20 protein-coding genes are annotated in these 24257 nt (G+C 70.5%); 16 read left to right on the plus strand and 4 right to left on the minus strand.

Going from position 1 to position 24257, the window contains the following annotated elements:
• Nucleotides 1-35: 35 nt before the first annotated feature.
• The 4 genes from ACFY1U_RS03585 to ACFY1U_RS03600 form a co-directional block, all read right to left on the minus strand.
• Nucleotides 36-2540, minus strand: coding sequence for a DUF3488 and DUF4129 domain-containing transglutaminase family protein (locus ACFY1U_RS03585; protein WP_390692479.1), 2505 nt, complete (start codon nt 2538-2540; stop codon nt 36-38).
• On the minus strand, nt 2537-3910 hold the full coding sequence (locus ACFY1U_RS03590) for a DUF58 domain-containing protein (protein ID WP_390692480.1): 1374 nt from the start codon (nt 3908-3910) through the stop codon (nt 2537-2539). The genes ACFY1U_RS03585 and ACFY1U_RS03590 overlap by 4 nt, the downstream gene beginning before the upstream one ends.
• Nucleotides 3910-4947, minus strand: coding sequence for an AAA family ATPase (locus ACFY1U_RS03595; RefSeq protein ID WP_390692481.1), 1038 nt, complete (start codon nt 4945-4947; stop codon nt 3910-3912). Before ACFY1U_RS03595 ends, ACFY1U_RS03590 begins: the two co-directional genes overlap by 1 nt.
• Before the next feature lie 248 nt (nt 4948-5195).
• The gene (locus ACFY1U_RS03600) at nt 5196-5741 is read right to left on the minus strand and encodes a beta-class carbonic anhydrase (protein ID WP_390692482.1); all 546 of its coding nucleotides are present in this window, start codon (nt 5739-5741) and stop codon (nt 5196-5198) included.
• A 428-nt stretch (nt 5742-6169) separates the two neighbouring features.
• On the opposite strand from ACFY1U_RS03600, the gene rsmH reads away from it, so the two are divergent.
• From rsmH to ACFY1U_RS03680, 16 genes are all read left to right on the plus strand, one after another.
• A complete protein-coding gene (gene rsmH, locus ACFY1U_RS03605; protein WP_390692483.1) occupies nt 6170-7171 on the plus strand; it encodes a 16S rRNA (cytosine(1402)-N(4))-methyltransferase RsmH in 1002 nt (333 codons plus the stop codon).
• 58 nt (nt 7172-7229) lie between these two features.
• Nucleotides 7230-7751 (plus strand): septum formation initiator family protein, encoded by a 522-nt coding sequence (locus tag ACFY1U_RS03610; protein ID WP_390692484.1) that lies wholly within the window; start codon nt 7230-7232, stop codon nt 7749-7751.
• A 5-nt stretch (nt 7752-7756) separates the two neighbouring features.
• The gene (locus tag ACFY1U_RS03615; RefSeq protein ID WP_390692485.1) at nt 7757-9724 is read left to right on the plus strand and encodes a penicillin-binding transpeptidase domain-containing protein; all 1968 of its coding nucleotides are present in this window, start codon (nt 7757-7759) and stop codon (nt 9722-9724) included.
• Nucleotides 9725-9939: 215 nt separating this feature from the next.
• A complete protein-coding gene (locus ACFY1U_RS03620) occupies nt 9940-11460 on the plus strand; it encodes a UDP-N-acetylmuramoyl-L-alanyl-D-glutamate--2,6-diaminopimelate ligase (protein WP_390692486.1) in 1521 nt (506 codons plus the stop codon).
• A 4-nt stretch (nt 11461-11464) separates the two neighbouring features.
• On the plus strand, nt 11465-12871 hold the full coding sequence (gene murF, locus ACFY1U_RS03625; RefSeq protein ID WP_390692487.1) for a UDP-N-acetylmuramoyl-tripeptide--D-alanyl-D-alanine ligase: 1407 nt from the start codon (nt 11465-11467) through the stop codon (nt 12869-12871).
• Nucleotides 12868-13941: a phospho-N-acetylmuramoyl-pentapeptide-transferase gene (mraY, locus tag ACFY1U_RS03630; RefSeq protein ID WP_390692488.1), complete on the plus strand. Its 1074-nt coding sequence runs from the start codon at nt 12868-12870 to the stop codon at nt 13939-13941. Before murF ends, mraY begins: the two co-directional genes overlap by 4 nt.
• Entirely contained in the window at nt 13923-15341 is a 1419-nt protein-coding gene (murD, locus tag ACFY1U_RS03635; protein WP_390692489.1) for a UDP-N-acetylmuramoyl-L-alanine--D-glutamate ligase, read from the plus strand. Before mraY ends, murD begins: the two co-directional genes overlap by 19 nt.
• A 195-nt stretch (nt 15342-15536) precedes the next feature.
• The gene (ftsW, locus tag ACFY1U_RS03640) at nt 15537-16898 is read left to right on the plus strand and encodes a putative lipid II flippase FtsW (protein ID WP_390692490.1); all 1362 of its coding nucleotides are present in this window, start codon (nt 15537-15539) and stop codon (nt 16896-16898) included.
• 6 nt (nt 16899-16904) lie between these two features.
• Nucleotides 16905-18002 (plus strand): undecaprenyldiphospho-muramoylpentapeptide beta-N-acetylglucosaminyltransferase, encoded by a 1098-nt coding sequence (murG, locus tag ACFY1U_RS03645; RefSeq protein WP_390692491.1) that lies wholly within the window; start codon nt 16905-16907, stop codon nt 18000-18002.
• 25 nt (nt 18003-18027) lie between these two features.
• Nucleotides 18028-18822, plus strand: coding sequence for a cell division protein FtsQ/DivIB (locus tag ACFY1U_RS03650; protein WP_390692492.1), 795 nt, complete (start codon nt 18028-18030; stop codon nt 18820-18822).
• Between the two features lie 277 nt (nt 18823-19099).
• On the plus strand, nt 19100-20296 hold the full coding sequence (gene ftsZ, locus ACFY1U_RS03655; RefSeq protein WP_390692493.1) for a cell division protein FtsZ: 1197 nt from the start codon (nt 19100-19102) through the stop codon (nt 20294-20296).
• 26 nt (nt 20297-20322) lie between these two features.
• The gene (gene pgeF / locus ACFY1U_RS03660; protein WP_390692494.1) at nt 20323-21030 is read left to right on the plus strand and encodes a peptidoglycan editing factor PgeF; all 708 of its coding nucleotides are present in this window, start codon (nt 20323-20325) and stop codon (nt 21028-21030) included.
• A 5-nt stretch (nt 21031-21035) separates the two neighbouring features.
• Nucleotides 21036-21755: a YggS family pyridoxal phosphate-dependent enzyme gene (locus ACFY1U_RS03665; RefSeq protein WP_390692495.1), complete on the plus strand. Its 720-nt coding sequence runs from the start codon at nt 21036-21038 to the stop codon at nt 21753-21755.
• Nucleotides 21756-21883: 128 nt separating this feature from the next.
• Nucleotides 21884-22525 carry a cell division protein SepF gene (locus ACFY1U_RS03670; RefSeq protein ID WP_115908675.1) on the plus strand — a complete coding sequence of 214 codons (642 nt, stop codon included), beginning with the start codon at nt 21884-21886 and terminating at the stop codon, nt 22523-22525.
• A gap of 73 nt (nt 22526-22598) precedes the next feature.
• Nucleotides 22599-22883 (plus strand): YggT family protein, encoded by a 285-nt coding sequence (locus ACFY1U_RS03675; RefSeq protein WP_016435858.1) that lies wholly within the window; start codon nt 22599-22601, stop codon nt 22881-22883.
• Nucleotides 22884-22938: 55 nt separating this feature from the next.
• Nucleotides 22939-24096: a DivIVA domain-containing protein gene (locus tag ACFY1U_RS03680; RefSeq protein ID WP_344404059.1), complete on the plus strand. Its 1158-nt coding sequence runs from the start codon at nt 22939-22941 to the stop codon at nt 24094-24096.
• The last annotated feature ends 161 nt before the right edge of the window (nt 24097-24257 follow it).

Here is a 24257-nt window from a genome sequence, read left to right on the forward strand (position 1 = left end):
AAGACCGGCGCGGTGCGGCGGGCCGCACCGCGCCGTCAGCCGCTCTGCTGCCCGGAGGGGCGCCGCACCAGCGCCGACCAGCGCTCGGCACAGCGGGCCTTGACGGCCGTCCAGCGGCCCGTGAGGTCCCACACCGCGCGGACGGCGGAACGGGGTGCCACGACCGCCCGCACCCGGGTGGTCCGGCTCGCCTTGGACCGCAGCGCCGCCCGCAGCCTGCGCACCTGGTCGGCCAGTCCCGGCACGTCCCGCGGCTCGGGCGCGAACAGCACCTGTTCCACGGCACTCGCCACCCGGTGCACCGACTCGGCGGTCTCCGCGTCCAGCTGCCCCAGTCGCACGATGCGTGCGGCCGCCTTGCGCGGGGTCAGCGCGTCGTCCGGCAGGATGCCGTAGTCCCAGGCCGTGTCGGTGAGTTCGCGCCAGACGGCCAGGACGTGGCCCGCGGCCACCTCCGCGGCGTACCGCGCATCCGCCTCCACGGGCAGGGCCGTCACGTCGACATCGTCCGTGCTCCCCGCGTCCGCGCCCCGTGCCTTGCGGCCCGCCCGGGCCGGCGACAGGGCGGAGACGGTGTGCTGGGCCGAGGCCAGCCGCACCGAGCGCCGCCGCAGCCGCCACAGCATGGGCAGCAGCGGCACGGCGACCGCCAGGAGCCCCAGCAGGGACCATCCGGCGATCTTGTACCAGGGCAGTCCGTCGTCGCCCGGCGTGGCTGTCTCCAGGGGGAGCGCGGCGGCGCAGGCCTCGAGCTTCTTCTGCTGCGCCGAGCAGCTCGTGCTCGCCGAGGGCGCCGCCGACGCGGACAGACCCGCCGACTGCGAGGACCGCGGCACCGGCGGGAGATTGTTGTCCGGCGTGTCCGGCTGCGTGTACGAGGGGGCCACGCCGCGGTTCGGCGTCGGCTCGAAGCGGGTCCAGCCCACGCCCTCGAAGTACAGCTCGGGCCAGGCGTGCGCGTCCTTGAGCCCCACGGACACCGAGCCGTCCGCCTGGGGCGTGCCCGGGGCGAAGCCCACCGCGACCCGGGCGGGTATGCCCAGGCTGCGGGCCATCGCCGCCATCGCGAAGGAGAAGTGGACACAGAAGCCCTGCTTGTCCTTCAGGAACTTGGCGATCGCGTCGGGACCGGTACCCACCTGCACCTGGGTGCTGTACTGGAAGCCGCCGCTGAAGGCGAAGTAGTCCTGGAGCTTGACCGCCTGCTCATAGTGGCTGGTCGCGCCGTCGGTGACCTTGCGGGCGGTCCTGGCCACCACCGCGGGCAGCGAGTCCGGCAGTCTGGTGTAGTCGCGCTTCAGGGACGCGGGCGGCTCCGGCGCGTCGGCGAGCTGCTCCGCCGTCGGCTGCACATCGAGGCTCTTGACCAGATAGGTCTTCCCCCGGGTGGTCTCGCCGTGGTCGCCGACCAGTGTCATGCCCACCGGCTCGTAGCGCCATTTGCCGCTGACGTCCACGCCGCTGGGCGGGTACGGCATCGGCAGCCAGTCCTGGGCGTACCAGTCGGCGGCCGAGATCCGGGTCTGTATCTCCGCCCGCTTGACGTCCCCACCGAGGCCGACCGGGATGGGGAAGCTCTCCGGTACGCCGGTGACGTGCCGCTTGGACGGTTTCCAGGTGCTGCCGTCGAAGTCGTCCAGGGACACGATCCGCAGGTACATGTTCGAGATGTCGTTGCTGTTCGTCTTCAGGGACAGGACCTCGCGGTCCTGGTCCACGTTCAGACTGTCGCGCAGGGACACCAGCGGGTTCACCGCGGAGATCGTGCCGCCGCCGCCGTTGCCGCCGCCCATGCCCGTCCCGGCCGCGTCCAGCAGGCCGCCGTTCATCGCGGGCAGGGCGATCGGCACCACCAGGGCGACACCGAGCGCGACCACTCCGATACGGCGTCCGGTGCGCACCGGTGCCACCGCGCCGGGCTCCCCGCCCGGGCTGCGCGCAGCCCCGCCGAAGACCCGGCCCCACTGTGAGAGCCGTTCGCGCCCCTCGGCCAGGAGCAGCATCAGATAGCCGCCGGCCGCGACCAGGAACCACAGCCAGTCGGCGCCGCCGTGGGACAGCCCTCCGGCGACGGAGTACAGCGCCAGCAGCGGCAGTCCGGCCGGTGCGGCGCTGCGGAAGGTCACCGCGAGGGTGTCCACCGCGAGACCGATGACGAGGACCCCGCCGAGGACCATCAGCCGGATGCCGTCGGACTCCAGGGGCGCCGGGATCGCATACCGCGCGATGTCGTCGCTGCCCTGCTGCAGCAGGTCCGCGAAGTGACGGAACGCCTCGGGGCCGGGGACGATGCCTATGAGGGCCTGCTGCCGGGCGAAGACCAGGGTCAGCATCATCAGCGTGACCAGGGCCTGTGCCGCCACCGTCAGCGGCCGCGCCAGCGGCACCCGCCGGGTCGCCGCGCCCACGCCCGACTGCACGGCGAGCATGACCGCCACCTGCAGGATCCAGGTGGCCGGCGAGACCAGCGGCAGCAGGGCGCAGGACGCGAGCAGCGTGGCCGCCCAGGCGCACAGCGCCAGTCGTGCCCGCCCGCTCATGAGCCCGTCCCCCCACCGTTCGTCCCGCTCGTCGCGGCGAGGCCCGCGCGCTCACGGTCCGCCAGACGCCACAACTCCGCGAGCGATGCGGCCCGCGGCACCTTGAGGGCCGTCCAGCCCGCCTCCCGCAGCATCCGCAGCCGTTCCTCGCTCCCGTCCAACGGACCGGGCACATCGGTCGGTTCCCGCACCCAGGCGTCGCTGTCCAGCAGGAAGGCGAGTGCGCCTCCGCTGCGCTGGCGCATCTTGGCGGCCACTGCTGCCTGCTCCTCGTCGAGATCGCCGAGGAAGGCCACCAACAGCCCCTCGTTCCCGCCCCGCAGCACGTCGTACGCCCGCGACAGGCCCGCCCCGTCGGAGTGGTCGACCACCGCGAGGGTGTCCATCATCAGCCCGGCCGCGTCCGCCGTCTCCTGGCTGGCGCCCGCGAACCCGTCCGCGCCCTCGCCGGGCACCGAGTTGCCGGTGTCGGTCAACAGCCGGACGGAGAAGCCCCGTTCGAGCATGTGCACCAGGACGGAGGCCGCGCCGGAGACCGCCCACTCGAAGGCCGAGTCGGGACCGGCGCCCTGGAAGGCGAGGCCCCGGGTGTCCAGCAGCACCGTGCAGCGGGCGCGTTGGGGCTGCTCCTCGCGACGCACCATCAACTCGCCGTAGCGGGCGGTGGAGCGCCAGTGGACGCGGCGCAGATCGTCGCCGTAGCGGTAGCCGCGCGGGATCACGTCGTCCTCGCCGGCCAGCGCGAGCGAGCGCTGCCGCCCGTCGCCGTACCCCTTCGACTCGCCGCTCAGGCGCACCGGAGGCAGCGCCTCCACGCGCGGGATCACCGTCAGGGTGTCGTACGTGGAGAAGGACCGGGTCAGCTCGCACATCCCGAACGGATCGGTCAGGCGCAGCTGCAGCGGGCCCAGCGGATAGCGGCCGCGCAGGTCCGAGCGGACCCGGTAGGACACCTCGCGGCGGCCGCCCGGCTCCACCCGGTCCAGGACGAAGCGGGGGCGCGGGCCGAGCACGTAGGGCACCCGGTCCTGGAGCATCAGCAGGCCCGTGGGCAGCCGCGAGACGTTGTCCATCCGCAGATGGACGCGGGCCTCGCTGCCGGCGGGCACGCGCGCGGGGGTCAGACGGCGGCTGCCGGCCACCCGGTAGCGCGTGCGGTAGAGGAACAGCGCGCAGATCAGGGGCAGCGCGGCGAGCAGCAGCCCCACCCGCAGCAGATCGCTCTGTCCCAGGACGTAGGCGCAGATGGCGGCCGCGATCCCGGCGGCCAGGAAGGAGCGTCCGCGGGTGGTCAGGCCCGCCAGGGCGGTACGGACGCCGCCCTTCTCGCTGTGGCCGCTGTCCGGGTGGCCCGTCCCCCCGGAGGTCATCACAGCCTCCGCGGCGGCTGCTGGGGGTACGCGGGCGCACCGCGGCCGAGGCCGCCGAGGCCGGGCTGCTGGGGCGCCGCGGGCACCGCCGTGCGCTGCAGGATCTCCTGCACGACCTGTTCCGAGGTACGGCGGTTGAGCTGGGCCTGGGCGGTGGGCAGCAGCCGGTGGGCCAGGACGGCGACGGCGAGCGCCTGCACGTCGTCCGGCAGCGCGTACTCCCGGCCGCTCAGGGCGGCGGAGGCCTTCGCCGCGCGCAGCAGGTGCAGCGTCGCACGCGGGGAGGCGCCGAGTCTGAGGTCGGGGTGGTTGCGGGTGGCGGCGACCAGGTCCACCGCGTAGCGCCGGACCGTTTCGGCGACGTGCACGCCGCGCACGGCCTCGATCAGCTTCACGATGTCATGCGCGTGCGCCACCGGCTGCAGGTCCTCCAGGGGGGACACACCGCCGTGCACGTCGAGCATCTGCAGCTCGGCCTCCACGCTGGGGTAGCCCACGGAGACCCGGGCCATGAAGCGGTCGCGCTGGGCCTCGGGCAGCGGGTAGGTGCCCTCCATCTCGACCGGGTTCTGGGTGGCCACCACCATGAAGGGGCTGGGCAGTTCGTAGGTCTGCCCGTCGATGGTGACCTGGCGCTCCTCCATCGACTCCAGGAGCGCGGACTGCGTCTTGGGCGAGGCGCGGTTGATCTCGTCGCCGATCACGATCTGCGCGAAGATCGCGCCCGGCTTGAACTCGAAGTCCCGGCGCTGCTGGTCCCAGATGGACACACCCGTGATGTCCGAGGGCAGCAGGTCGGGGGTGAACTGGATGCGCCGCACCGAACAGTCGATGGACTTGGCCAGCGCCTTGGCCAGCATGGTCTTGCCCACGCCGGGGACATCCTCGATCAGAAGATGTCCCTCGGCGAGCAGTACGGTCAGCGAAAGCCGTACGACCTCGGGCTTGCCCTCGATCACTCCTTCCACCGAACTGCGGACCCGCTCCACAGTGGCAGTCAGATCTGTAAGGCTCGCTCGATCGTCATAGGTCGTCACCCGGCCCTCCTCGGCCCGTTCTTTCTCCGGGCCGACGCTTGCTGTGCGGACCGGCCCACCCCGAAACACGGACACCACGCGTGAATAGTTCCGCGTGACGCCACACCCCGCATTCTTGCTGCCGTTACCGTTTCGTGTCACTCGACTGTGGACAACTGGCTGCGGTATGTCAGGTTTTACGACGCTTGGGCTCCAGCATGCGCGGGATTTGCGAAAAACGAGAAGGGCCGAGCGCCTTAGGCAGCGCCTTAGGCGGGGTCGATCTCGCGCAGCAGACCCGTCTTCACGTCGAAGACGAAGCCGCGTACGTCGTCGGTGTGCTGCAGGAACGGCGAGGTGCGCACCCGCTGCATGGACTGCCGTACGTCCTGGTCGACGTCCCGGAAGGCCTCCACCGCCCAGGCGGGGCGCTGGCCGACCTCGTCCTCCAGCTCGGTGCGGAAGTCCTCGGTGATGGCCTCCAGGCCGCAGCCCGTGTGGTGGATGAGGACGATGCTGCGGGTGCCGAGCTTGCGCTGGCTGATGGTGAGCGAGCGGATCACGTCGTCGGTGACGACACCGCCCGCGTTGCGGATGGTGTGGCAGTCGCCGAGCTCCAGGCCGAGTGCGGCGTGCAGGTCGAGGCGGGCGTCCATGCAGGCCACGACCGCCACGTGCAGCACCGGGCGGGCGTCCATCCCGGGGTCGGTGAATGCCTCGGCGTATCGTCCGTTCGCCTCGACCAGGCGGTCGGTGACGGTGCCGCCGCGTATGGCGCCTTCGGACTCGGTGGGAACAGATGCAGAAGTCGTCATACCCATGACGGTACTGGTCACCGGCGATCCGGTCGTGGTGCGAGAGCGGGAGAAGAGCGTCATCACAGTCCTCTTGTGAGGTAACCCACATGGGTGGCGGAGGTGAAGCCGTACGGGTGAATTTCCCGGATTTGCGGCTTCGCACTCACGCCAGGGCGCGACGCGCAGGCCAGTTGATTGACCGCGAGACACCGTGGACTAAAGTGACGCGAAGCGGGAGGCGAGGCTCTCCCTGCTGGACTGAATTCCCCGGAGACCCCCGCTCGCACGGACGGTCTCCCCACGTGCGCGGCGCGTACGTACGGCTCGGCCTCCTCCCGCTCCCGGTCGGCTGACGCTCCTGGCGCCGGCAGACCTCCCCTTCACGAGCGGGCGGGGACCCGGCGGTGCGTACGGCCCGCGCCGGATCTGAGAGGGCCCAGGATCAAATGGGGCGCGAAGCGCATTCGAATGAGGGCGGTGGTGGGCGACGGGAGGGACAGAGTCGACATGTCCCGGTGATGCTCCAGCGGTGCCTGGACCTGTTGGCCCCCGCCCTGCAGCGGCCGGGAGCGGTGGTCGTCGACTGCACCCTCGGCCTCGGCGGCCACAGCGAGGCCCTGCTCACGCAGTTCCCCGAGGCCCGGCTGGTCGCCCTGGACCGCGACAAGGAGGCGCTGCGCCTGTCCGGCGAGCGGCTCGCGCCCTTCGGTGAGCGCGCCACCCTGGTGCACGCGGTCTACGACGAGCTCCCGGACGTACTGCAGCGGCTCGGCATCGCGCGCGTGCAGGGCGTCCTGTTCGACCTCGGCGTCTCCTCCATGCAGCTCGACGAGGCCGACCGCGGCTTCGCCTACGCCCAGGACGCCCCCCTCGACATGCGCATGGACCAGACGACCGGCATGAGCGCCGCCGAGGTCCTCAACACCTACCCGGCGGGCGAACTCGTCCGGATCCTGCGGGCCTACGGCGAGGAGAAGCAGGCCAAGCGGATCGTGGCCGCCATCGTGCGCGAGCGTGAGAAGGAGCCGTTCAGCAACAGCGCGCGGCTCGTCGAGCTCATCCGGGACGCGCTGCCGCAGGCTGCCAAGCGCACCGGCGGCAACCCCGCCAAGCGCACCTTCCAGGCCCTGCGCATCGAGGTCAACGGCGAGCTCTCCGTCCTGGAGCGGGCGATCCCGGCCGCCGTGCAGGCGCTCGACGTGGGCGGACGGATCGCCGTCCTGTCGTACCACTCGCTGGAGGACCGCCTGGTCAAGCAGGTGTTCGCGGCCGGCGCCGCCACCACCGCGCCCCCCGGGCTGCCGGTCGTGCCCGAGCAGTACCAGCCCCGGCTCAAGCTGCTCACCCGTGGTGCCGAACTTCCCACCGAGGAAGAGGTCGCCGAGAACCGGCGGGCGGCACCGGCGCGACTGCGCGGAGCCCAGCGCATCAGGGAGTCCATCGAATGAGGGACGTGAACGAGTTGGCGAGCGAGCGGGCCTGGCAACCGGACTCACTGGAGGCCGAGTGAGCAGGAAACCCGAACTGAGGGGGCGGGCCGCTCGTCTCGCACGCCTCTTCCCCGGACCGGGAAGCCGTGCACAGGCGGCCCGCACCCCCTTCGTCCTGCTCGTCGTGCTCCTCCTGGGCGGCGGCCTGATCGCGCTCCTGGTGCTGAACTCCGCGCTCAGCGAAGGCTCGTTCAAGCTCGACGACCTCCAGAGGGACACCAAGAGCCTCACCGACGAGGAACAGGGGCTCCAGCGGGACATCGACTCCTACTCCGCCCCGGAGGCCCTCCAGCAGCGGGCCCGCGAACTCGGCATGATCCCCGGCGGGGATCCCGCGTTCCTGAATCCCGACGGCACCGTCAAGGGCGTCCCCTCGGTCGCCGGCCAGCAGGCCGTCAGCCGGGCCGCCGAGCAGTCCGCGGTCCAGATGCCGCTCGTCCTGCTCCCGCCGGAGCCCGCCGCGGCCCCGCCGGCCCCCGGCACGCCCTCCGCCCCGGCAACCGATCCCGCCCAGACGACCACGACCCCCGGCAGGTGACGGAAGTGCCAGACACGTCTGGAGAAAGGCAACCCCCGCGCCGCCGCGTGCCCGGCCCCGCGCGCCCCGACCGCCCCGCCGCCGGCGCCCGGCGCCCGGGCTCCGGAGCCCGCCCCGCCCGCCGCCCGGCACCGGGCCGTCCCGCGGCCTCGGCCGCCCTGCGGCTGGGCAGCCCCCGCCCCCGGCTGCGCATGGTCAGCCTGGCGCTCACCCTGGTGCTGATCGCCTTCGTCGTACGGCTGCTGCAGGTGCAGGCCGTGGACGCGAGCGCCTACGCCGCCAAGGCCGACCAGAACCGCTATGTGGGCCATGTCCTGACCGCGGAGCGCGGCGGCATCCTCGACCGCAACGGCGTGGCCCTCGCGACCAGCGTGGACGCCTACGACCTCACGGCCGACCCCACGATGTTCACCCGCGACCAGCTGAGGGTCGGCAACGGCCCCGAGCAGGCCGCCGCGCTCCTCGCGCCGATCCTCGGCATGGACCAGGACACGCTCGTCCACAAGCTCCGCCCCAAGAACAAGAAGCTGCGCTACGTCCTGCTGGCCCGCCGCCAGACCCCGCAGGTCTGGAAGCAGATCAAGGACCTGAAGACCGCGCTCACCGCCAAGGGGGAGAAGGACAAGACCACGGTCAACGTCCTCGCCGGCGTCTTCGCCGACCCCAGCAGCAAGCGGATCTATCCCAACGGGGACCTCGCCGCCGGGATACTGGGCTGGGTCAACGACCAGGGCAAGGGCGGCGGAGGCGTCGAGCAGGAGCTCAACAAGGAACTGGCCGGCAAGGACGGCAAGATCCGCTACGCCCAGTCCGGCGGCCGCCTGGTGCCCACCGCGGGCTCCACCGAGACGCCCGCCGTGCCCGGCAGCGACGTCGAGCTCACCCTCGACCGCGACATCCAGTGGGCCGCGCAGAACGCGATCAGCCAGCAGGTGAGGAAGTCCGGGGCGGACCGCGGGTACGTGATAGTGCAGGACACCCGCACCGGCGAGATCCTGGCGATGGCCAACGCGCCCGGCTTCGACCCCGGCGACCTCTCCAAGGCGAACCCGAACGCCCTGCACAACTGGGCCGTCGAGGACGCCTACGAGCCCGGCTCCACCGCCAAGATCATGTCGATGGCCGCCGTGCTCCAGGAGAACGTCGCCACCCCGCTGACGCATGTCGTCGTGCCGAACCGGCTGCACCGCGGCGACCGGCTCTTCAAGGACGACATCGACCACGACACCTGGAACCTCACGCTCAACGGCGTGCTCGCCAAGTCCAGCAACATCGGCACCATCCTGGCCACCGGCCAGCTGGGCAGGACACAGACGCAGGCCAACAAGGTCCTCTACTCGTATCTGCGCAAGTTCGGCATCGGCAGCTACACCGGACTCGGCCTGCCCGGCGAGACCAAGGGCATCCTCGCGCCGCCCGAGAAGTGGTCGACGTCGCAGCAGTACACGATTCCTTTCGGCCAGGGCTTCTCCATCAACGCGCTGCAGGCGGCGTCCGTCTACTCGACCATCGCCAACGGCGGCGTCCGCATCCAGCCCACGCTGGTGCGCGGCACGAAGGGACCCGACGGGCGCTTCACCCCGACCCCGCAGCCCCAGAAGACAAGGGTCGTCAGTGCGAAGACGGCGAGGACCCTCGCCCAGATGCTGGAGTCGGTCGTCGACGACCGGGAGGGCACCGGCAACAAGGCGCGCATCCCCGGCTACCGGGTCGCGGGCAAGACGGGTACGGCCAACCGCGTGGATCCGGCCACCGGCCAGTACCGTGGCTACACCTCCTCGTTCGCCGGATTCGCACCCGCGGACAACCCCCGCATCACCGTGTACTGCGCCATCCAGAACGCCACGAGCGGGAGTTACTTCGGCGGCCAGATCTGCGGACCCATCTACAAGGAGGTGATGGAGTTCGCACTGAAAACCCTCCAGGTCCCGCCCACGGGTGCGCAGGCCGCGAACCTGCCCGTCACCTTCTGATCAGCGCAACCAGCCAGGAACACTCCGTGACCATGATCACTCCCGACTCGGGCAACCCGGGCGCCCCCAGCCCCTCGCCCGCCCGTCACCCACCACCACCCTTGCCGGACCGCGCTGCGCGCGGGCCCCTCTTTCGCTCCCAAGCGGGTGCGCCCGGTACGCTCACCGCCGTGCCACACGCTGATCAGTCCCAAACCACCCAGAAGGGCGCATCCGTGACATACCCGGGGCCGCCCAGGCCGGTGCAGGTCTCCGCCACACCCCTCGCGGAGCTCGCCGATCAGCTGGGTGCCACCGCGCCGGAGAGCCCCGCCGAGGTCACGGGCATCACCCATGACTCGCGCGCCGTCCGCCCCGGCGACCTGTACGCCGCCCTCCCCGGTGCCCGTCTGCACGGCGCCGACTTCGTCACCCAGGCCGCCGGCCTCGGCGCGGTCGCCGTGCTGACCGACCCGACCGGCGCCGAGCGCGCCGCCGCGACCGGCCTGCCGGTCCTGGTCGTCGACGACCCGCGCGGACGGATGGGCGAGCTGGCGGCCACGATCTACGGCCACCCGGGCCGCGATCTGCTCCAGATCGGCATCACCGGCACCTCCGGCAAGACCACCACCGCCTACCTCGTCGAGGGCGGCCTGAAGACCAAGAGCAACACCGGTCTGATCGGCACGGTCGAGATGCGCATCGGCGACGAGCGCATCAAGTCCGAGCGCACCACCCCCGAAGCCACCGACCTGCAGGCCCTGTTCGCCGTCATGCGCGAGCGCGGCGTCGAGGCGGTCGCCATGGAGGTCTCCAGCCACGCCCTGGTCCTCGGCCGGGTCGACGGCTGCGTCTTCGACATCGGCGTCTTCACCAACCTCAGCCCGGAACACATGGAGTTCCACTCCGACATGGAGGACTACTTCCGGGCCAAGGCACAGCTGTTCACCCCGAAACGCAGCAGACTGGGCGTCGTCAACTTCGACGACGAGTACGGCCGCAGGCTGGTCGACGAGGCCGGCGTCCCGGTCGTGACCTTCTCGGCGGAGGGCCACCCCGACGCCGACTGGCGCGCCGAGGACGTCCAAGTCGGTCCGCTGGACTCGACGTTCACCGTGATCGGCCCCGAGGGCGAGCGGATCGAGGCGAAGGCGCCGCTGCCGGGCGGCTTCAACGTAGCCAACACCCTCGCCGCGATCGTCGCCCTCGCCGCCGCGGGACTCGACCCGCAGACCGCCGCCGACGGCATCGCCGCCGTCCCGGGCGTGCCGGGCCGCCTGGAGCGCGTGGACGCCGGACAGCCGTATCTCGCGGTCGTCGACTACGCCCACAAGACCGACGCCGTCGAATCGGTCCTGCGCGCCCTGCGCAAGGTCACCGAGGGCAGGCTGCACGTCGTGCTCGGCTGCGGCGGTGACCGGGACAGGACCAAGCGCGCGCCGATGGGCGCCGCCGTCGCCCGCCTCGCCGACACCGCCGTACTGACCTCCGACAACCCCCGCTCCGAGGACCCCCTCGCGATCCTTGCAACCATGCTCGAGGGCGCGGCGTCCGTACCAGCACACGAACGCGGCGAGGTCCAGGTCTTCGAGGACCGGGCCGCCGCGATCGCCGCAGCCGTCGCCCGAGCACGGCCCGGGGACACCGTGCTGGTCGCGGGCAAGGGCCATGAGCAGGGCCAGGACATCGCCGGGGTGGTCCGTCCCTTCGACGACCGCCAGGTGCTTCGAGAAGCCATCCAGAAGACCCAGGGATGAACTTGTGATCGCCCTCTCTCTCGCCGAGATCGCAGAAGTCGTCGGCGGGCAGACGCACGACATACCGGATCCGTCCGTCCAGGTCACGGCTCCGGTCGTCCGGGACTCCCGCGAGGTACAGCCAGGCAGCCTCTTCGTCGCCTTCGTCGGCGAACGGGTCGACGGCCACGACTTCGCAGCTCAGGTCGTCGAAGCGGGCGCGGTCGCCGTACTGGGGTCGCGCCCCGTCGGCGTGCCCGCGATCGTCGTCGAGGACGTCCAGAGCGCCCTCGGAGCCCTCGCCCGTCATGTCGTACGGCGCCTCGGCGCGACCCTCGTCGCCCTCACCGGCTCCGCGGGCAAGACCAGCACCAAGGACCTGATCGCCCAGGTCCTGCAGCGCAAGGCTCCGACGGTGTTCACGCCCGGCTCGCTCAACAACGAGATCGGGCTGCCCCTCACCGCCCTGTCCGCCACCGAGGAGACCAGGTTCCTCGTCCTGGAGATGGGCGCCCGCGGCATCGGCCACATCCGCTACCTCACCGATCTGACGCCCCCGAGGATCGGCCTCGTCCTCAACGTCGGCACCGCCCACATCGGCGAGTTCGGCGGCCGCGAGCAGATCGCGCAGGCCAAGGGCGAACTGGTGGAGTCCCTTCCGGAGGACGGCGCCGCGATCCTCAACGCGGACGACCCCCTCGTACGGGCCATGGCATCCCGTACCAAGGCGAAGGTGCTTCTCTTCGGAGAGGCCGACGAAGCGGACGTACGCGCCGAGAACGTGCGACTCACGGACAGCGGACAGCCTGCCTTCACGCTCCACACACCCTCCGGTGCAAGCGATGTGACCATGCGCCTGTACGGTGAGCACCACGTGTCGAACGCGCTCGCCGCGGCCGCCGTCGCCCATGAGCTGGGCATGTCCGCAGCTGAGATCGCCACCGCGCTCTCCGAGGCGGGCTCCCTCTCCCGCTGGCGCATGGAGGTCACCGAGCGACCGGACGGCGTGACCATCGTCAACGACGCCTACAACGCGAACCCCGAGTCCATGCGAGCCGCCCTGCGCGCGCTCGCGGCCATGGGCAACGGGCGGCGGACCTGGGCGGTGCTCGGCAAGATGGCCGAGCTCGGGGACGAGGCGCTCGCCGAGCACGACGCGGTCGGACGGCTCGCCGTCCGGCTCAATGTCGGCAAGCTCGTCGCGGTCGGGGGCAGGGAAGCGTCCTGGCTGCAACTGGGCGCATATAACGAGGGTTCGTGGGGTGAGGAGTCGGTGCACGTGTCCGACGCACAGGCGGCGGTCGACCTGTTGCGCAGCGAGTTGCGCCCGGGAGACGTCGTACTCGTGAAGGCGTCCCGTTCGGTCGGCCTCGAGAGTGTCGCCCAGGCGCTCCTCGAGACCGGTGCCGAGGGTGAGGTTGCCGCCCGATGATGAAGCAGATCCTGTTCTCGGGAGTCATCGGCCTCTTTCTGACACTGGTCGGCACCCCGCTGCTGATCAAGCTGCTGGCCCGCAAGGGCTACGGCCAGTACATCCGGGACGACGGCCCGCGCGAGCACGCCAGCAAGCGCGGTACGCCGACCATGGGCGGCATCGCCTTCATCCTCGCGACGGTGGCCGCGTACTTCCTCTCCAAGATCATCACCGGCTACGCCCCGAGCTATTCGGGTCTGCTGGTCCTCGGCCTGATGTGCGGCATGGGCCTGGTCGGCTTCCTCGACGACTACATCAAGATCGTCAAGCGGCGCTCGCTGGGCCTCAGGGCCAAGGCGAAGATGGCCGGACAGCTGATCGTCGGCATCAGCTTCGCGGTGCTCGCCCTGCAGTTCCAGGACGCCCGCGGCAACGCCCCGGCCTCCACGAAGCTGTCGTTCATCACGGACTTCGGCTGGTCGATCGGCCCGGTGCTGTTCGTCGTCTGGGCCCTGTTCATGATCCTCGCGATGTCGAACGGCGTGAACCTGACGGACGGTCTGGACGGTCTGGCGACCGGCGCCTCCGTCCTCGTCTTCGGTGCCTACACCTTCATCGGCGTCTGGCAGTTCCAGGAGTCCTGCGCCAACGACCAGACCCTCACCAACCCCGTCGCCTGCTACGAAGTGCGCGACCCGCTCGACCTCGCGGTCATCGCCTCCGCGCTGATGGGCGCCTGCCTGGGCTTCCTGTGGTGGAACACCTCGCCGGCCAAGATCTTCATGGGTGACACCGGTTCACTCGCCCTCGGCGGTGTCCTCACGGGCCTGGCCATCCTCTCCCGCACGGAGCTGCTGGTGGCCATCATGGGCGGCCTGTTCGTCCTCATCACCATGTCGGTGGTCATCCAGGTCGGCTCCTTCCGCCTCACCGGCAGGCGCGTCTTCCGGATGGCGCCACTCCAGCACCACTTCGAACTCAAAGGCTGGTCCGAGGTCCTTGTGGTGGTCCGCTTCTGGATCATCCAGGGCATCTGTGTGATCGTCGGACTGGGCCTCTTCTACGCGGGATGGGCAGCGGACAAGTGACCGACTGGCAGGGCAAGCACGTCACCGTCGCCGGGCTCGGCGTCTCCGGTATCCCGGCGGCCAAGGTGCTGCACGCGCGCGGGGCGATCGTCACGGTCGTCAACGACGGCGACGACGCACGCGCGCGTGAGCAGGCCGCCGAGCTGGAGGCACTGGGGATCGCCGTGCGCCTGGGTGACGGTGCGACTCTGCCGGAGGGCACCGAGCTGATCGTCACCACACCGGGCTGGAAGCCGGACAAGCCGCTGTTCGTCGCGGCCCGCGAGGCCGGTGTCGACATCTGGGGCGACGTCGAACTCGCCTGGCGCCTGCGGGGCCCCGACGCTGCCCCCTGGCTCGCCGTCACCGGCACCAACGGCAAGACCACCACCGTGCAGATGCTGGCGTCGATCCTGAAGGCCGCCGGGCTGCGCACCGCGGCCGTCGGCAACATCGGCGTCTCGCTGCTGGACGTGGTGCTGGGCGAGGAGCAGTACGACGTCCTCGCCGTGGAATTGTCCAGCTACCAGCTCCACTGGGCGCCCTCCCTGCGTGCCCACTCCGCCGCCGTCCTGAACCTGGCGCCCGACCACCTCGACTGGCACGGCTCGATGGAGGCGTACGCCGCCGACAAGGGCCGTATCTACGAGGGCAATCGCGTCGCCTGCGTCTACAACGTGGCCGACAAGGCCACCGAGGACCTGGTGCGCGAGGCCGACGTCGAGGAGGGCTGCCGGGCCATCGGCTTCACCCTGGGCACGCCCGGGCCCTCCCAACTCGGCGTCGTGGACGGCATCCTGGTCGACCGCGCCTTCGTCGAGAACCGGCACAAGAACGCCCAGGAGCTCGCCGAGGTCTCCGACGTCAACCCGCCGGCCCCGCACAACATCGCCAACGCCCTTGCGGCGGCGGCCCTCGCGCGCGCCTTCGGGGTGCCCGCCGCGGCCGTACGCGACGGCCTCAGGAACTTCACCCCGGACGCGCACCGCATCGCGCATGTGGCGGATGTTGCCGGGGTCGCGTACATCGACGACTCCAAGGCCACCAACACGCATGCGGCCGAGGCCTCGTTGGCGGCGTACGAGTCCATCGTGTGGATCGCGGGCGGGCTCGCCAAGGGCGCGACCTTCGACGAACTGGTCGCCAAGTCGGCAAAGCGACTTCGCGGAGTCGTCCTGATCGGCAAGGACCGCGCCCTCATCCGTGAAGCCCTCGCGCGACACGCGCCCGAAGTACCCGTCGTCGACCTCGACCGGACCGACACTGGGGCGATGCTCGCGGCTGTCCAGGAGGCCCAGCGGCTCGCGGCCGCAGGCGACACGGTGCTGCTGGCCCCGGCCTGTGCCTCGATGGACATGTTCGCCAACTACAACAAGCGCGGTGACGCGTTCGCAGAAGCGGTCCGCGAACTCGACGCCTGACCCGGCCGCCTGCAGCCGGGCGACCTTGGGAGGGACGCGTGGGATCGTCCAGGGCTAGGGCCTGTCCGGCGGATCGGGCAGGCCGTGACGTGCGGCGCGTCTTGGCCGCCGCGAGCGCGGACCGGTGCGCCGCAGACGGGCATGCCCGGGCCCGCGACGCCGGGCTGACGGGCTCCAGGGACAGCGGAGGCCCCGATGCCCGGTAGCCGGACCGGGCGGCCGCCCGTGCAGGGGGCCGTCAGGCGGCCCGCCGCAGCCGGGCCGGTTCGCGAGAACCCGCTGCGCCGCTTCTACCTCAACGCCAAGCGCGCCTGGGACCGGCCGCTGACCGCCTACTACCTGATCATGGGCGGGAGCCTGCTGATCACCGTGCTCGGTCTGGTGATGGTCTACTCGGCCTCCCAGATCACGGCGCTGCAGATGTCCCTGCCGGGCTCGTACTTCTTCCGCAAGCAGCTCCTCGCCGCCGTCATCGGCGGTGTCCTGCTGCTGATCGCCTCGCTCATGCCGGTGAAGCTGCACCGCGCGCTCGCCTACCCGATGCTCGCGGGCGCGGTCTTCCTGATGGCGCTGGTGCAGGTGCCGGGGATAGGGATGTCGGTCAACGGCAACCAGAACTGGATCTCGCTCGGCGGCTCCTTCCAGATCCAGCCCAGCGAGTTCGGCAAACTGGCGCTGGTGCTGTGGGGCGCCGACCTGCTGGCCCGCAAGCAGGACAAGAAGCTCCTCAACCAGTGGAAGCACATGCTGGTGCCGCTCGTTCCGGTCGCCTTCATGCTGCTCGGGCTGATCATGCTCGGCGGCGACATGGGTACGGCGATCATCCTGACGGCGATCCTTTTCGGCCTGCTGTGGCTGGCCGGGGCGCCCACCCGGCTGTTCGTCGGTGTGCTGTCGATCGCGGCCGCGATCGGTGTGATCCTCATCAAGACCAGCCCCAACCGCATGGCCCGGCTCGCCTGCATCGGCGCCACCGAGCCGAAGGCCGGGGTCGCCGACTGCTGGCAGGCCGTGCACGGCATCTACGCCCTCGCATCAGGCGGAATCTTCGGATCCGGGCTCGGCGCGAGTGTGGAAAAATGGGGGCAACTCCCGGAAGCACACACGGACTTCATCTTCGCCGTCACCGGTGAGGAACTGGGCTTGGCAGGGACGCTGTCGGTGCTCGCCCTCTTCGCGGCTCTAGGCTATGCGGGTATCCGCGTGGCCGGACGTACGGAGGACCCCTTCGTCAGGTATGCCGCGGGAGGCGTGACCACCTGGATCACGGCCCAGGCCGTGATCAACATCGGTGCGGTGCTTGGCCTGCTGCCGATCGCCGGAGTCCCCCTCCCGCTGTTCTCCTACGGAGGATCCGCCCTGCTGCCGACCATGTTCGCCATCGGGCTGATGATCGCGTTCGCGCGTGACGAGCCCGCTGCGCGGGCGGCGCTTTCCATGCGGCAACCCCGCTTTGGTAGAAAGCGGGCGGGAGGCGCCGTGCGGGATCGGGGGCCTCGGAGATGGAACACGATGCGACGGCGTGCCTCGGCGGCGCGCTCGTCCGGAGAGCGGTGAATTTCGGTGCATGTCGTACTCGCCGGTGGGGGGACCGCCGGCCACATCGAGCCCGCGCTCGCCCTCGCGGACGCCCTGCGCAGGCAGGACCCGACCGTGGGGATCACGGCCCTGGGCACGGAGCGGGGCCTTGAGACCACGCTCGTTCCGCAGCGGGGTTACGAGCTCGCGCTGATCCCGGCGGTACCGCTGCCGCGCAAGCCGACCCCCGAGCTGATCACCGTCCCGGGCCGGCTGCGCGGCACGATCAAGGCGACCGAGCAGATCCTGGAGCGCACCAAGGCGGACGCCGTCGTCGGCTTCGGCGGCTATGTCGCGCTGCCCGGCTACCTCGCCGCCAAGCGCCTCGGCGTGCCGATCGTCATCCACGAGGCCAACGCCCGACCCGGCCTCGCCAACAAGATCGGCTCGCGCTACGCCGCCAGGGTCGCCGTCTCCACCCCGGACAGCAAGCTGCGCGACGCCCGCTACATCGGCATCCCGCTGCGCCGGACCATCGCCACCCTCGACCGGGCCGCCGCCCGCCCCGAGGCCCGCGCGGCCTTCGGCCTCGACCCCAACCTGCCCACGCTGCTGGTCTCCGGCGGCTCGCAGGGCGCCCGCCGCCTCAACGAGGTCGTCCAGCAGGTCGCGCCCTGGCTGCAGCAGGCCGGCATCCAGATCCTGCACGCGGTCGGCCCGAAGAACGAACTGCCGCAGGTGCAGCAGATGCCGGGAATGCCCCCCTATATCCCGGTAAGTTACCTGGACCGGATGGACCTCGCGTACGCCGCGGCCGACATGATGCTCTGCCGCGCGGGCGCGATGACCGTCGCCGAACTCTCCGCCGTCGGACTCCCGGCCGCCTACGTCCCGCTGCCCATCGGCAACGGCGAACAGCGGCTGAACGCCCAGCCGGTGGTGAAGGCCGGCGGCGGTCTGCTGGTCGACGACGCGGAACTGACGCCCGACTGGGTTCGGGCGAACGTGCTGCCCGTGCTCGCCGACCCGCACCGGCTGTACGAGATGTCCCGCGCCGCCGCCGAGTTCGGCCGCCGGGACGCCGACGACCTGCTCGTCGGCATGGTGTACGAGGCGATCGCCGCCAAGCGTGCACACCACTAGGCACGTGTGACGAAAGGCAGGAAGCGTGGCCGGACCGACCACCGCCGAGCGCGGTGAACGCCAGCAGGAGTCGTCCGGCCCGCCTCCGGCGCGGCGGTTGAGGCTGCGCCGCCTTCGTATGATCATCATCCTTGCCGTGCTGCTCGTCCTTCTCGGGGCGGGCACGGTCTGGCTGTTGTACGGCTCGCAATGGGTGCGCGTGGAGCGCGTGTCGATCTCCGGAACCCAGGTGTTGACGCCCGCGCAGGTGCGCGAGGCCGCCCGGGTTCCGGTCGGGTCGCCGATGATTTCCGTCGACACCGATGCGATTGAGGCGCGACTGCGCCGGAAACTGCCCCGAATTGACACGGTTGACGTGGTCCGTTCCTGGCCTCACGGAATCGGGCTGAAAGTGAGTGAGCGTACTCCGGTTCTCATTGTGCAAAAGGGTGGAAAGTTCGTCGAAGTGGACCGCAAGGGTGTCCGTTTCGCCACGGTTTCCGAAGCCCCGAAAGGCATTCCCGCACTGGAATTGAGCACCTCCTCCTCCCAGTCCTCCGCCGCGAGCCTGCGACGCTTCGGCGAGGACCGCTTGGTGGCGGAGGCGGCGCTCGTCGCCCGCGCCATTCCGGCCGCCGTCGCGCGCGCCACCGAGACCGTCAAGGTCCGTTCGTACGACGACATCTCACTGGAGTTGAGCGACGGCCGGGACGTCCTGTGGGGGAGCAGCGAGAAGGGGGCCGCGAAGGCCCGTACGCTCACCGCGCTCATGAAAGCGGCGCCGGATGCGCGGCACTTCGACGTCTCGGTTCCCACCGCCCCTGCGTCATCGGGGAGTTGACGCGCATCCGCGCAGGCCAGCACCCTGGTTGGGCAGCGCTATGGCTGATCACATAGGGTGAAAAGAAAAACGGGAGGTTCGGCGTGTTCGTTGAACGTGCGCCACTTGTCGACTTAGTGTCCTGTTCGGAAGACTCCAGCGAACAGTCACACTGGTAACCCTAAACTTCAACGTTAGGGTTCGGGTCGGCGTAACGGACCGTCCCATTCGGCATCAGTCGCCGGATCGCATCCTCTGCGAAGCGGCGACACGTAACTCGAGGCGAGAGGCCTTCGACGTGGCAGCACCGCAGAACTACCTCGCAGTCATCAAAGTCATCGGTGTCGGCGGCGGTGGTGTCAATGCCATCAACCGGATGATCGAGGTCGGTCTCAAGGGCGTCGAGTTCATCGCCATCAACACCGACGCACAGGCGCTGTTGATGAGCGACGCCGACGTCAAGCTCGACGTCGGCCGCGAACTCACCCGCGGACTCGGCGCCGGAGCCAACCCGGCCGTCGGCCGCAAGGCCGCCGAGGATCACCGCGAGGAGATCGAGGAGGTCCTCAAGGGGGCCGACATGGTCTTCGTGACGGCCGGTGAAGGCGGCGGCACCGGCACCGGCGGCGCGCCCGTCGTGGCCAACATCGCCCGTTCCCTGGGCGCCCTCACCATCGGTGTGGTCACGCGCCCGTTCACCTTCGAGGGACGGCGCCGCGCCAACCAGGCCGAGGACGGCATCGCCGAACTCCGCGAAGAGGTCGACACCCTCATCGTCATCCCGAACGACCGGCTGCTGTCCATCTCGGACCGCCAGGTCTCGGTGCTCGACGCCTTCAAGTCGGCCGACCAGGTCCTGCTCTCCGGTGTGCAGGGCATCACCGACCTGATCACCACCCCCGGCCTGATCAACCTCGACTTCGCCGACGTCAAGTCCGTGATGTCCGAGGCCGGTTCCGCCCTCATGGGCATCGGCTCGGCCCGCGGCGACGACCGCGCGGTGGCCGCCGCCGAGATGGCGATCTCCTCGCCGCTCCTGGAGGCCTCCATCGACGGCGCCCGCGGGGTGCTGCTCTCCATCTCCGGCGGCTCCGACCTCGGCCTGTTCGAGATCAACGAGGCGGCCCAGCTGGTCAGCGAGGCCGCCCACCCCGAGGCCAACATCATCTTCGGCGCGGTCATCGACGACGCCCTCGGCGACGAGGTGCGGGTCACCGTGATCGCGGCCGGTTTCGACGGGGGCCAGCCTCCCGCCCGCCGGGAGACCGTCATGGGCTCGACCTCGTCCTCGGCCCGCCGTGACGAGCCCACCCCGGTACGGCAGCCCGAGAGCCGCCCGTCCTTCGGCTCGCTCGGCAGCGTCACGCCGAAGGAGGACCCCGAGCCCGCACCGGAGCCGGCCGGCGACATCACGGCCGCCCCGCCGGTCCCGCCGTCCCGGTCCTACGCGGACAGCGCGGCCGAGGAACTGGACGTGCCGGACTTCCTGAAGTGATAGGAAAGCGCTCCGCAGCGAGCACCGTGAACGGCGCGCACTTCGCCTTCACCGACCGGTGGGGCGGGGTGAGCGCCGTTCCGTACGAGGAGCTCAACCTCGGCGGAGCCGTCGGCGACGACCCCGGTGCCGTACGGACCAACCGCGAACTGGCCGCCAAGTCCCTTGGACTGGAACCGGCTCGGGTGGTCTGGATGAACCAGGTGCACGGCGCGGAGGTGGCGGTGGTCGACGGCCCCTGGGGTGACCGTCCGGTGCCCGAGGTCGACGCCGTCGTCACGGCGCGGCGTGGTCTCGCCCTCGCCGTCCTCACCGCCGACTGCACGCCCGTTCTGCTCGCCGACCCGGTCGCCGGAGTCGTCGCCGCGGCCCACGCGGGGCGGCCCGGGATGGTCGCCGGGGTCGTCCCGGCCGCCGTACGGGCCATGACGGAACTCGGCGCCGAGCCGGGCCGGATCGTCGCCCGCACCGGACCCGCCGTCTGCGGCCGCTGCTACGAGGTGCCGGACACGATGCGCGCCGAGGTGGCCGCCGTCGAACCGGCGGCGTACTCCGAGACGAGTTGGGGCACGCCGGCGGTGGATGTGACCGCCGGAGTGCACGCGCAGCTCGAGCGGCTCGGGGTGCACGACCGGGAGCAGTCGCCGGTGTGCACGATCGAGTCGGCCGACCACTTCTCGTACCGCCGCGATCGAACCACGGGCCGACTCGCGGGATATGTCTGGCTGGACTGAGGGGCATGAGGGACCGTAAGGACGAACTCGCCGAAAACCTGGCGAAGGTGGAGCGTCGCATCGCCGCCGCCTGTGCGGCCGCCGGGCGTAAGCGCGAGGAGGTGACCCTGATCGTGGTCACCAAGACGTATCCGGCGAGCGATGTGCGGATTCTGTCGGAACTCGGGGTGCGGCACGTGGCCGAGAACCGCGACCAGGACGCGGCACCCAAGGCCGCGGCCTGCTCGGATCTGCCCTTGACTTGGCATTTTGTGGGTCAATTGCAGACCAACAAAGTGCGTTCGGTAGTCGGTTATGCCGGATTGGTGCAGTCCGTCGACCGGGCCCGGCTCGTCACCGCGCTCTCCAAGGAGGCGGTGCGGCAGGAGCGCGAACTCGGCTGTCTGGTCCAGGTCGCGCTCGATGCCGGCGAGAGCGGGCGCGGGGAGCGCGGGGGCGTCGGGCCCGGCGGAATCGAAGAGTTGGGCGAGCTGATCGCCGGGGCGCCGGGTCTGCGGCTGGACGGTCTCATGACCGTCGCGCCGCTCACCGGGCCCTACGCGGGGCGTGAACTCGCTGCGTTCGAGCGGTTGATGGATTTGTCGACGGACCTGCGCCGAGCTCATCCGGCTGCGAACATGGTCTCGGCAGGAATGAGTGCGGACCTCGAACAGGCCGTGGCCGCCGGAGCGACACATGTACGCGTCGGTACTGCGGTACTCGGAGTCCGCCCCAGGCTCGGGTAACGTCGCCAAGAAGTCGGACCACAGCAGAAAATATGGTCAGTGCCACCGAAGGCGGGCGCAACGACCTCGTGGATCGCGGGCACTTGGCAGTCGTCAGCCGATCCACCACAGAGCGGAGGACTCAGAGCATGGCCGGCGCGATGCGCAAGATGGCGGTCTACCTCGGCCTCGTGGAGGACGATGGGTACGACGGCCGGGGATTCGACCCCGATGACGACTTCGAGCCCGAACTGGACCCCGAACCCGAACGGGACCATCGGAGGCACGAGCCGTCCCACCAGTCCCACGTAGCACATCAGTCCCAAAGGGATGAAGAGGTGCGAATCGTACAACCGCCCGCCGCGCGCGAGCCGGTCGCACGTTCCGCTTCGCTCCCCGCGGAATCCGGTCGTCCGGCGCGCATCGCGCCCGTGGCGTCCATCACACAAGAACGCGCAAGTCTGGAGAAGAACGCACCGGTGATCATGCCCAAGGTCGTGTCGGAACGAGAGCCTTACCGGATCACCACGCTTCACCCGCGGACCTACAACGAGGCCCGTACCATCGGGGAACACTTCCGTGAGGGCACCCCGGTGATCATGAATCTGACTGAGATGGATGACACAGACGCGAAGCGACTTGTCGACTTTGCGGCCGGTTTGGTGTTTGGTCTTCACGGCAGCATCGAGCGGGTGACCCAGAAGGTGTTCCTGTTGTCTCCTGCTAACGTCGATGTCACGGCGGAGGACAAGGCCCGCATCGCAGAGGGCGGGTTCTTCAACCAGAGCTGAGACGCACGACCGGAAACAGCAGTACAAAGTAGTACCCAGCAGCACGGAAACAGGGGAGAGGGAAGCACCAGCAATGAGCGTGGTCCTGGATGTCATCTACATCGCGCTGATGTGCTTCCTCATCGTGCTCATCTTCCGGTTGGTCATGGACTACGTCTTCCAGTTCGCCCGCTCATGGCAACCCGGCAAGGCGATGGTGGTCGTTCTGGAGGCCACCTACACTGTCACCGATCCACCGCTCAAGCTTCTGCGGCGGTTCATCCCGCCGCTGCGTCTCGGGGGCGTGGCGCTCGACCTGTCCTTCTTCGTACTGATGATCATCGTCTACATCCTGATCTCGATCGTGAGCCGGCTGTGATGAGCGATGTGACCTACCGTCTTGCCGATGCCGACGACTACGTTGAGGTGAAGAGATGCCGTTGACCCCCGAGGACGTGCGGAACAAGCAGTTCACGACCGTCCGCCTCCGAGAAGGCTATGACGAGGACGAGGTCGATGCCTTCCTCGATGAGGTCGAAGCCGAACTGACCCGCCTGCTCCGCGAGAACGAGGACCTGCGGGCCAAACTGGCCGCGGCCACGCGTGCTGCTGCTCAGAACCAGCAGAACATGCGCAAGCCCCCGGAGGGTCCCGGCGGTCCCGGTCCGCAGGATCAGCAGCAGGGCATGCCTCCGCAGGGGATGCGCGGTCCGGGTGCTCCCGTACCCGCCGGCATATCGGGCCCGCCGCAGCAGCAGATGGGTGGCCCCATGGGTGGTCCGCCCCAGCTGCCGAGCGGTGCCCCGCAGCTGCCCGCCGGTCCCGGCGGTCAGGGCGGTCCCCAGGGTCCCGGCCCGATGGGTCAGGGTCCGATGGGCCAGGGCCCCATGGGTCAGGGTCCGATGGGCGGCCAGCCTCCCATGCAGCAGCAGATGGGTGGTCCGATGGGCGGCCCCATGGGCGGTCCGATGGGCGGCCCCGGTCAGGGCCCTGGTGGCGACAGCGCCGCCCGTGTCCTCTCGCTGGCCCAGCAGACCGCCGACCAGGCGATCGCCGAGGCCCGCTCCGAAGCCAACAAGATCGTCGGCGAGGCCCGCAGCCGCGCCGAGGGCCTCGAGCGTGACGCCCGTGCCAAGGCCGACGCGCTGGAGCGGGACGCGCAGGAGAAGCACCGCGTCGCGATGGGCTCCCTGGAGTCCGCCCGCGCCACGCTGGAGCGCAAGGTCGAGGACCTGCGCGGCTTCGAGCGCGAGTACCGTACGCGCCTGAAGTCGTACCTCGAGTCCCAGCTGCGTCAGCTGGAGACCCAGGCCGACGACTCGCTGGCCCCGCCGCGTACCCCGGCGACCGCGTCGCTTCCGCCGTCCCCGGCGCCTTCCATGGCACCGGCCGGCGCGAGCGCCCCGTCGTACGGCGGCAACCCGACCATGGGTGGCGCCCCGGCTCCCGCTGCTCCGTCCTACGGCGGCCAGCAGCAGATGTCCCCGGCGATGACCCAGCCGATGGCACCGGTGCGGCCGCAGGGCCCGTCGCCGATGGGTCAGGCTCCCTCGCCGATGCGCGGGTTCCTGATCGACGAGGACGACAACTGACGGCCGCCACCACGGCCATTAGTACGCCGTAGGCGTCGGCAGCGTTCAACAGGGCGGGGCCCCGGATCTCGATCCGGGGCCCCGCCCTGTTGTGTGCGTTGATCAACGTTCGAGCTCCGCTGCCGGACATGCGCCAGGGCCCGGCTTCCCCACTCGGGGAA

The sequence above is a fragment of the Streptomyces sp. NPDC001351 genome (assembly GCF_042896045.1).
In the GTDB taxonomy this organism is placed as follows: Bacteria; Actinomycetota; Actinomycetes; order Streptomycetales; family Streptomycetaceae; genus Streptomyces.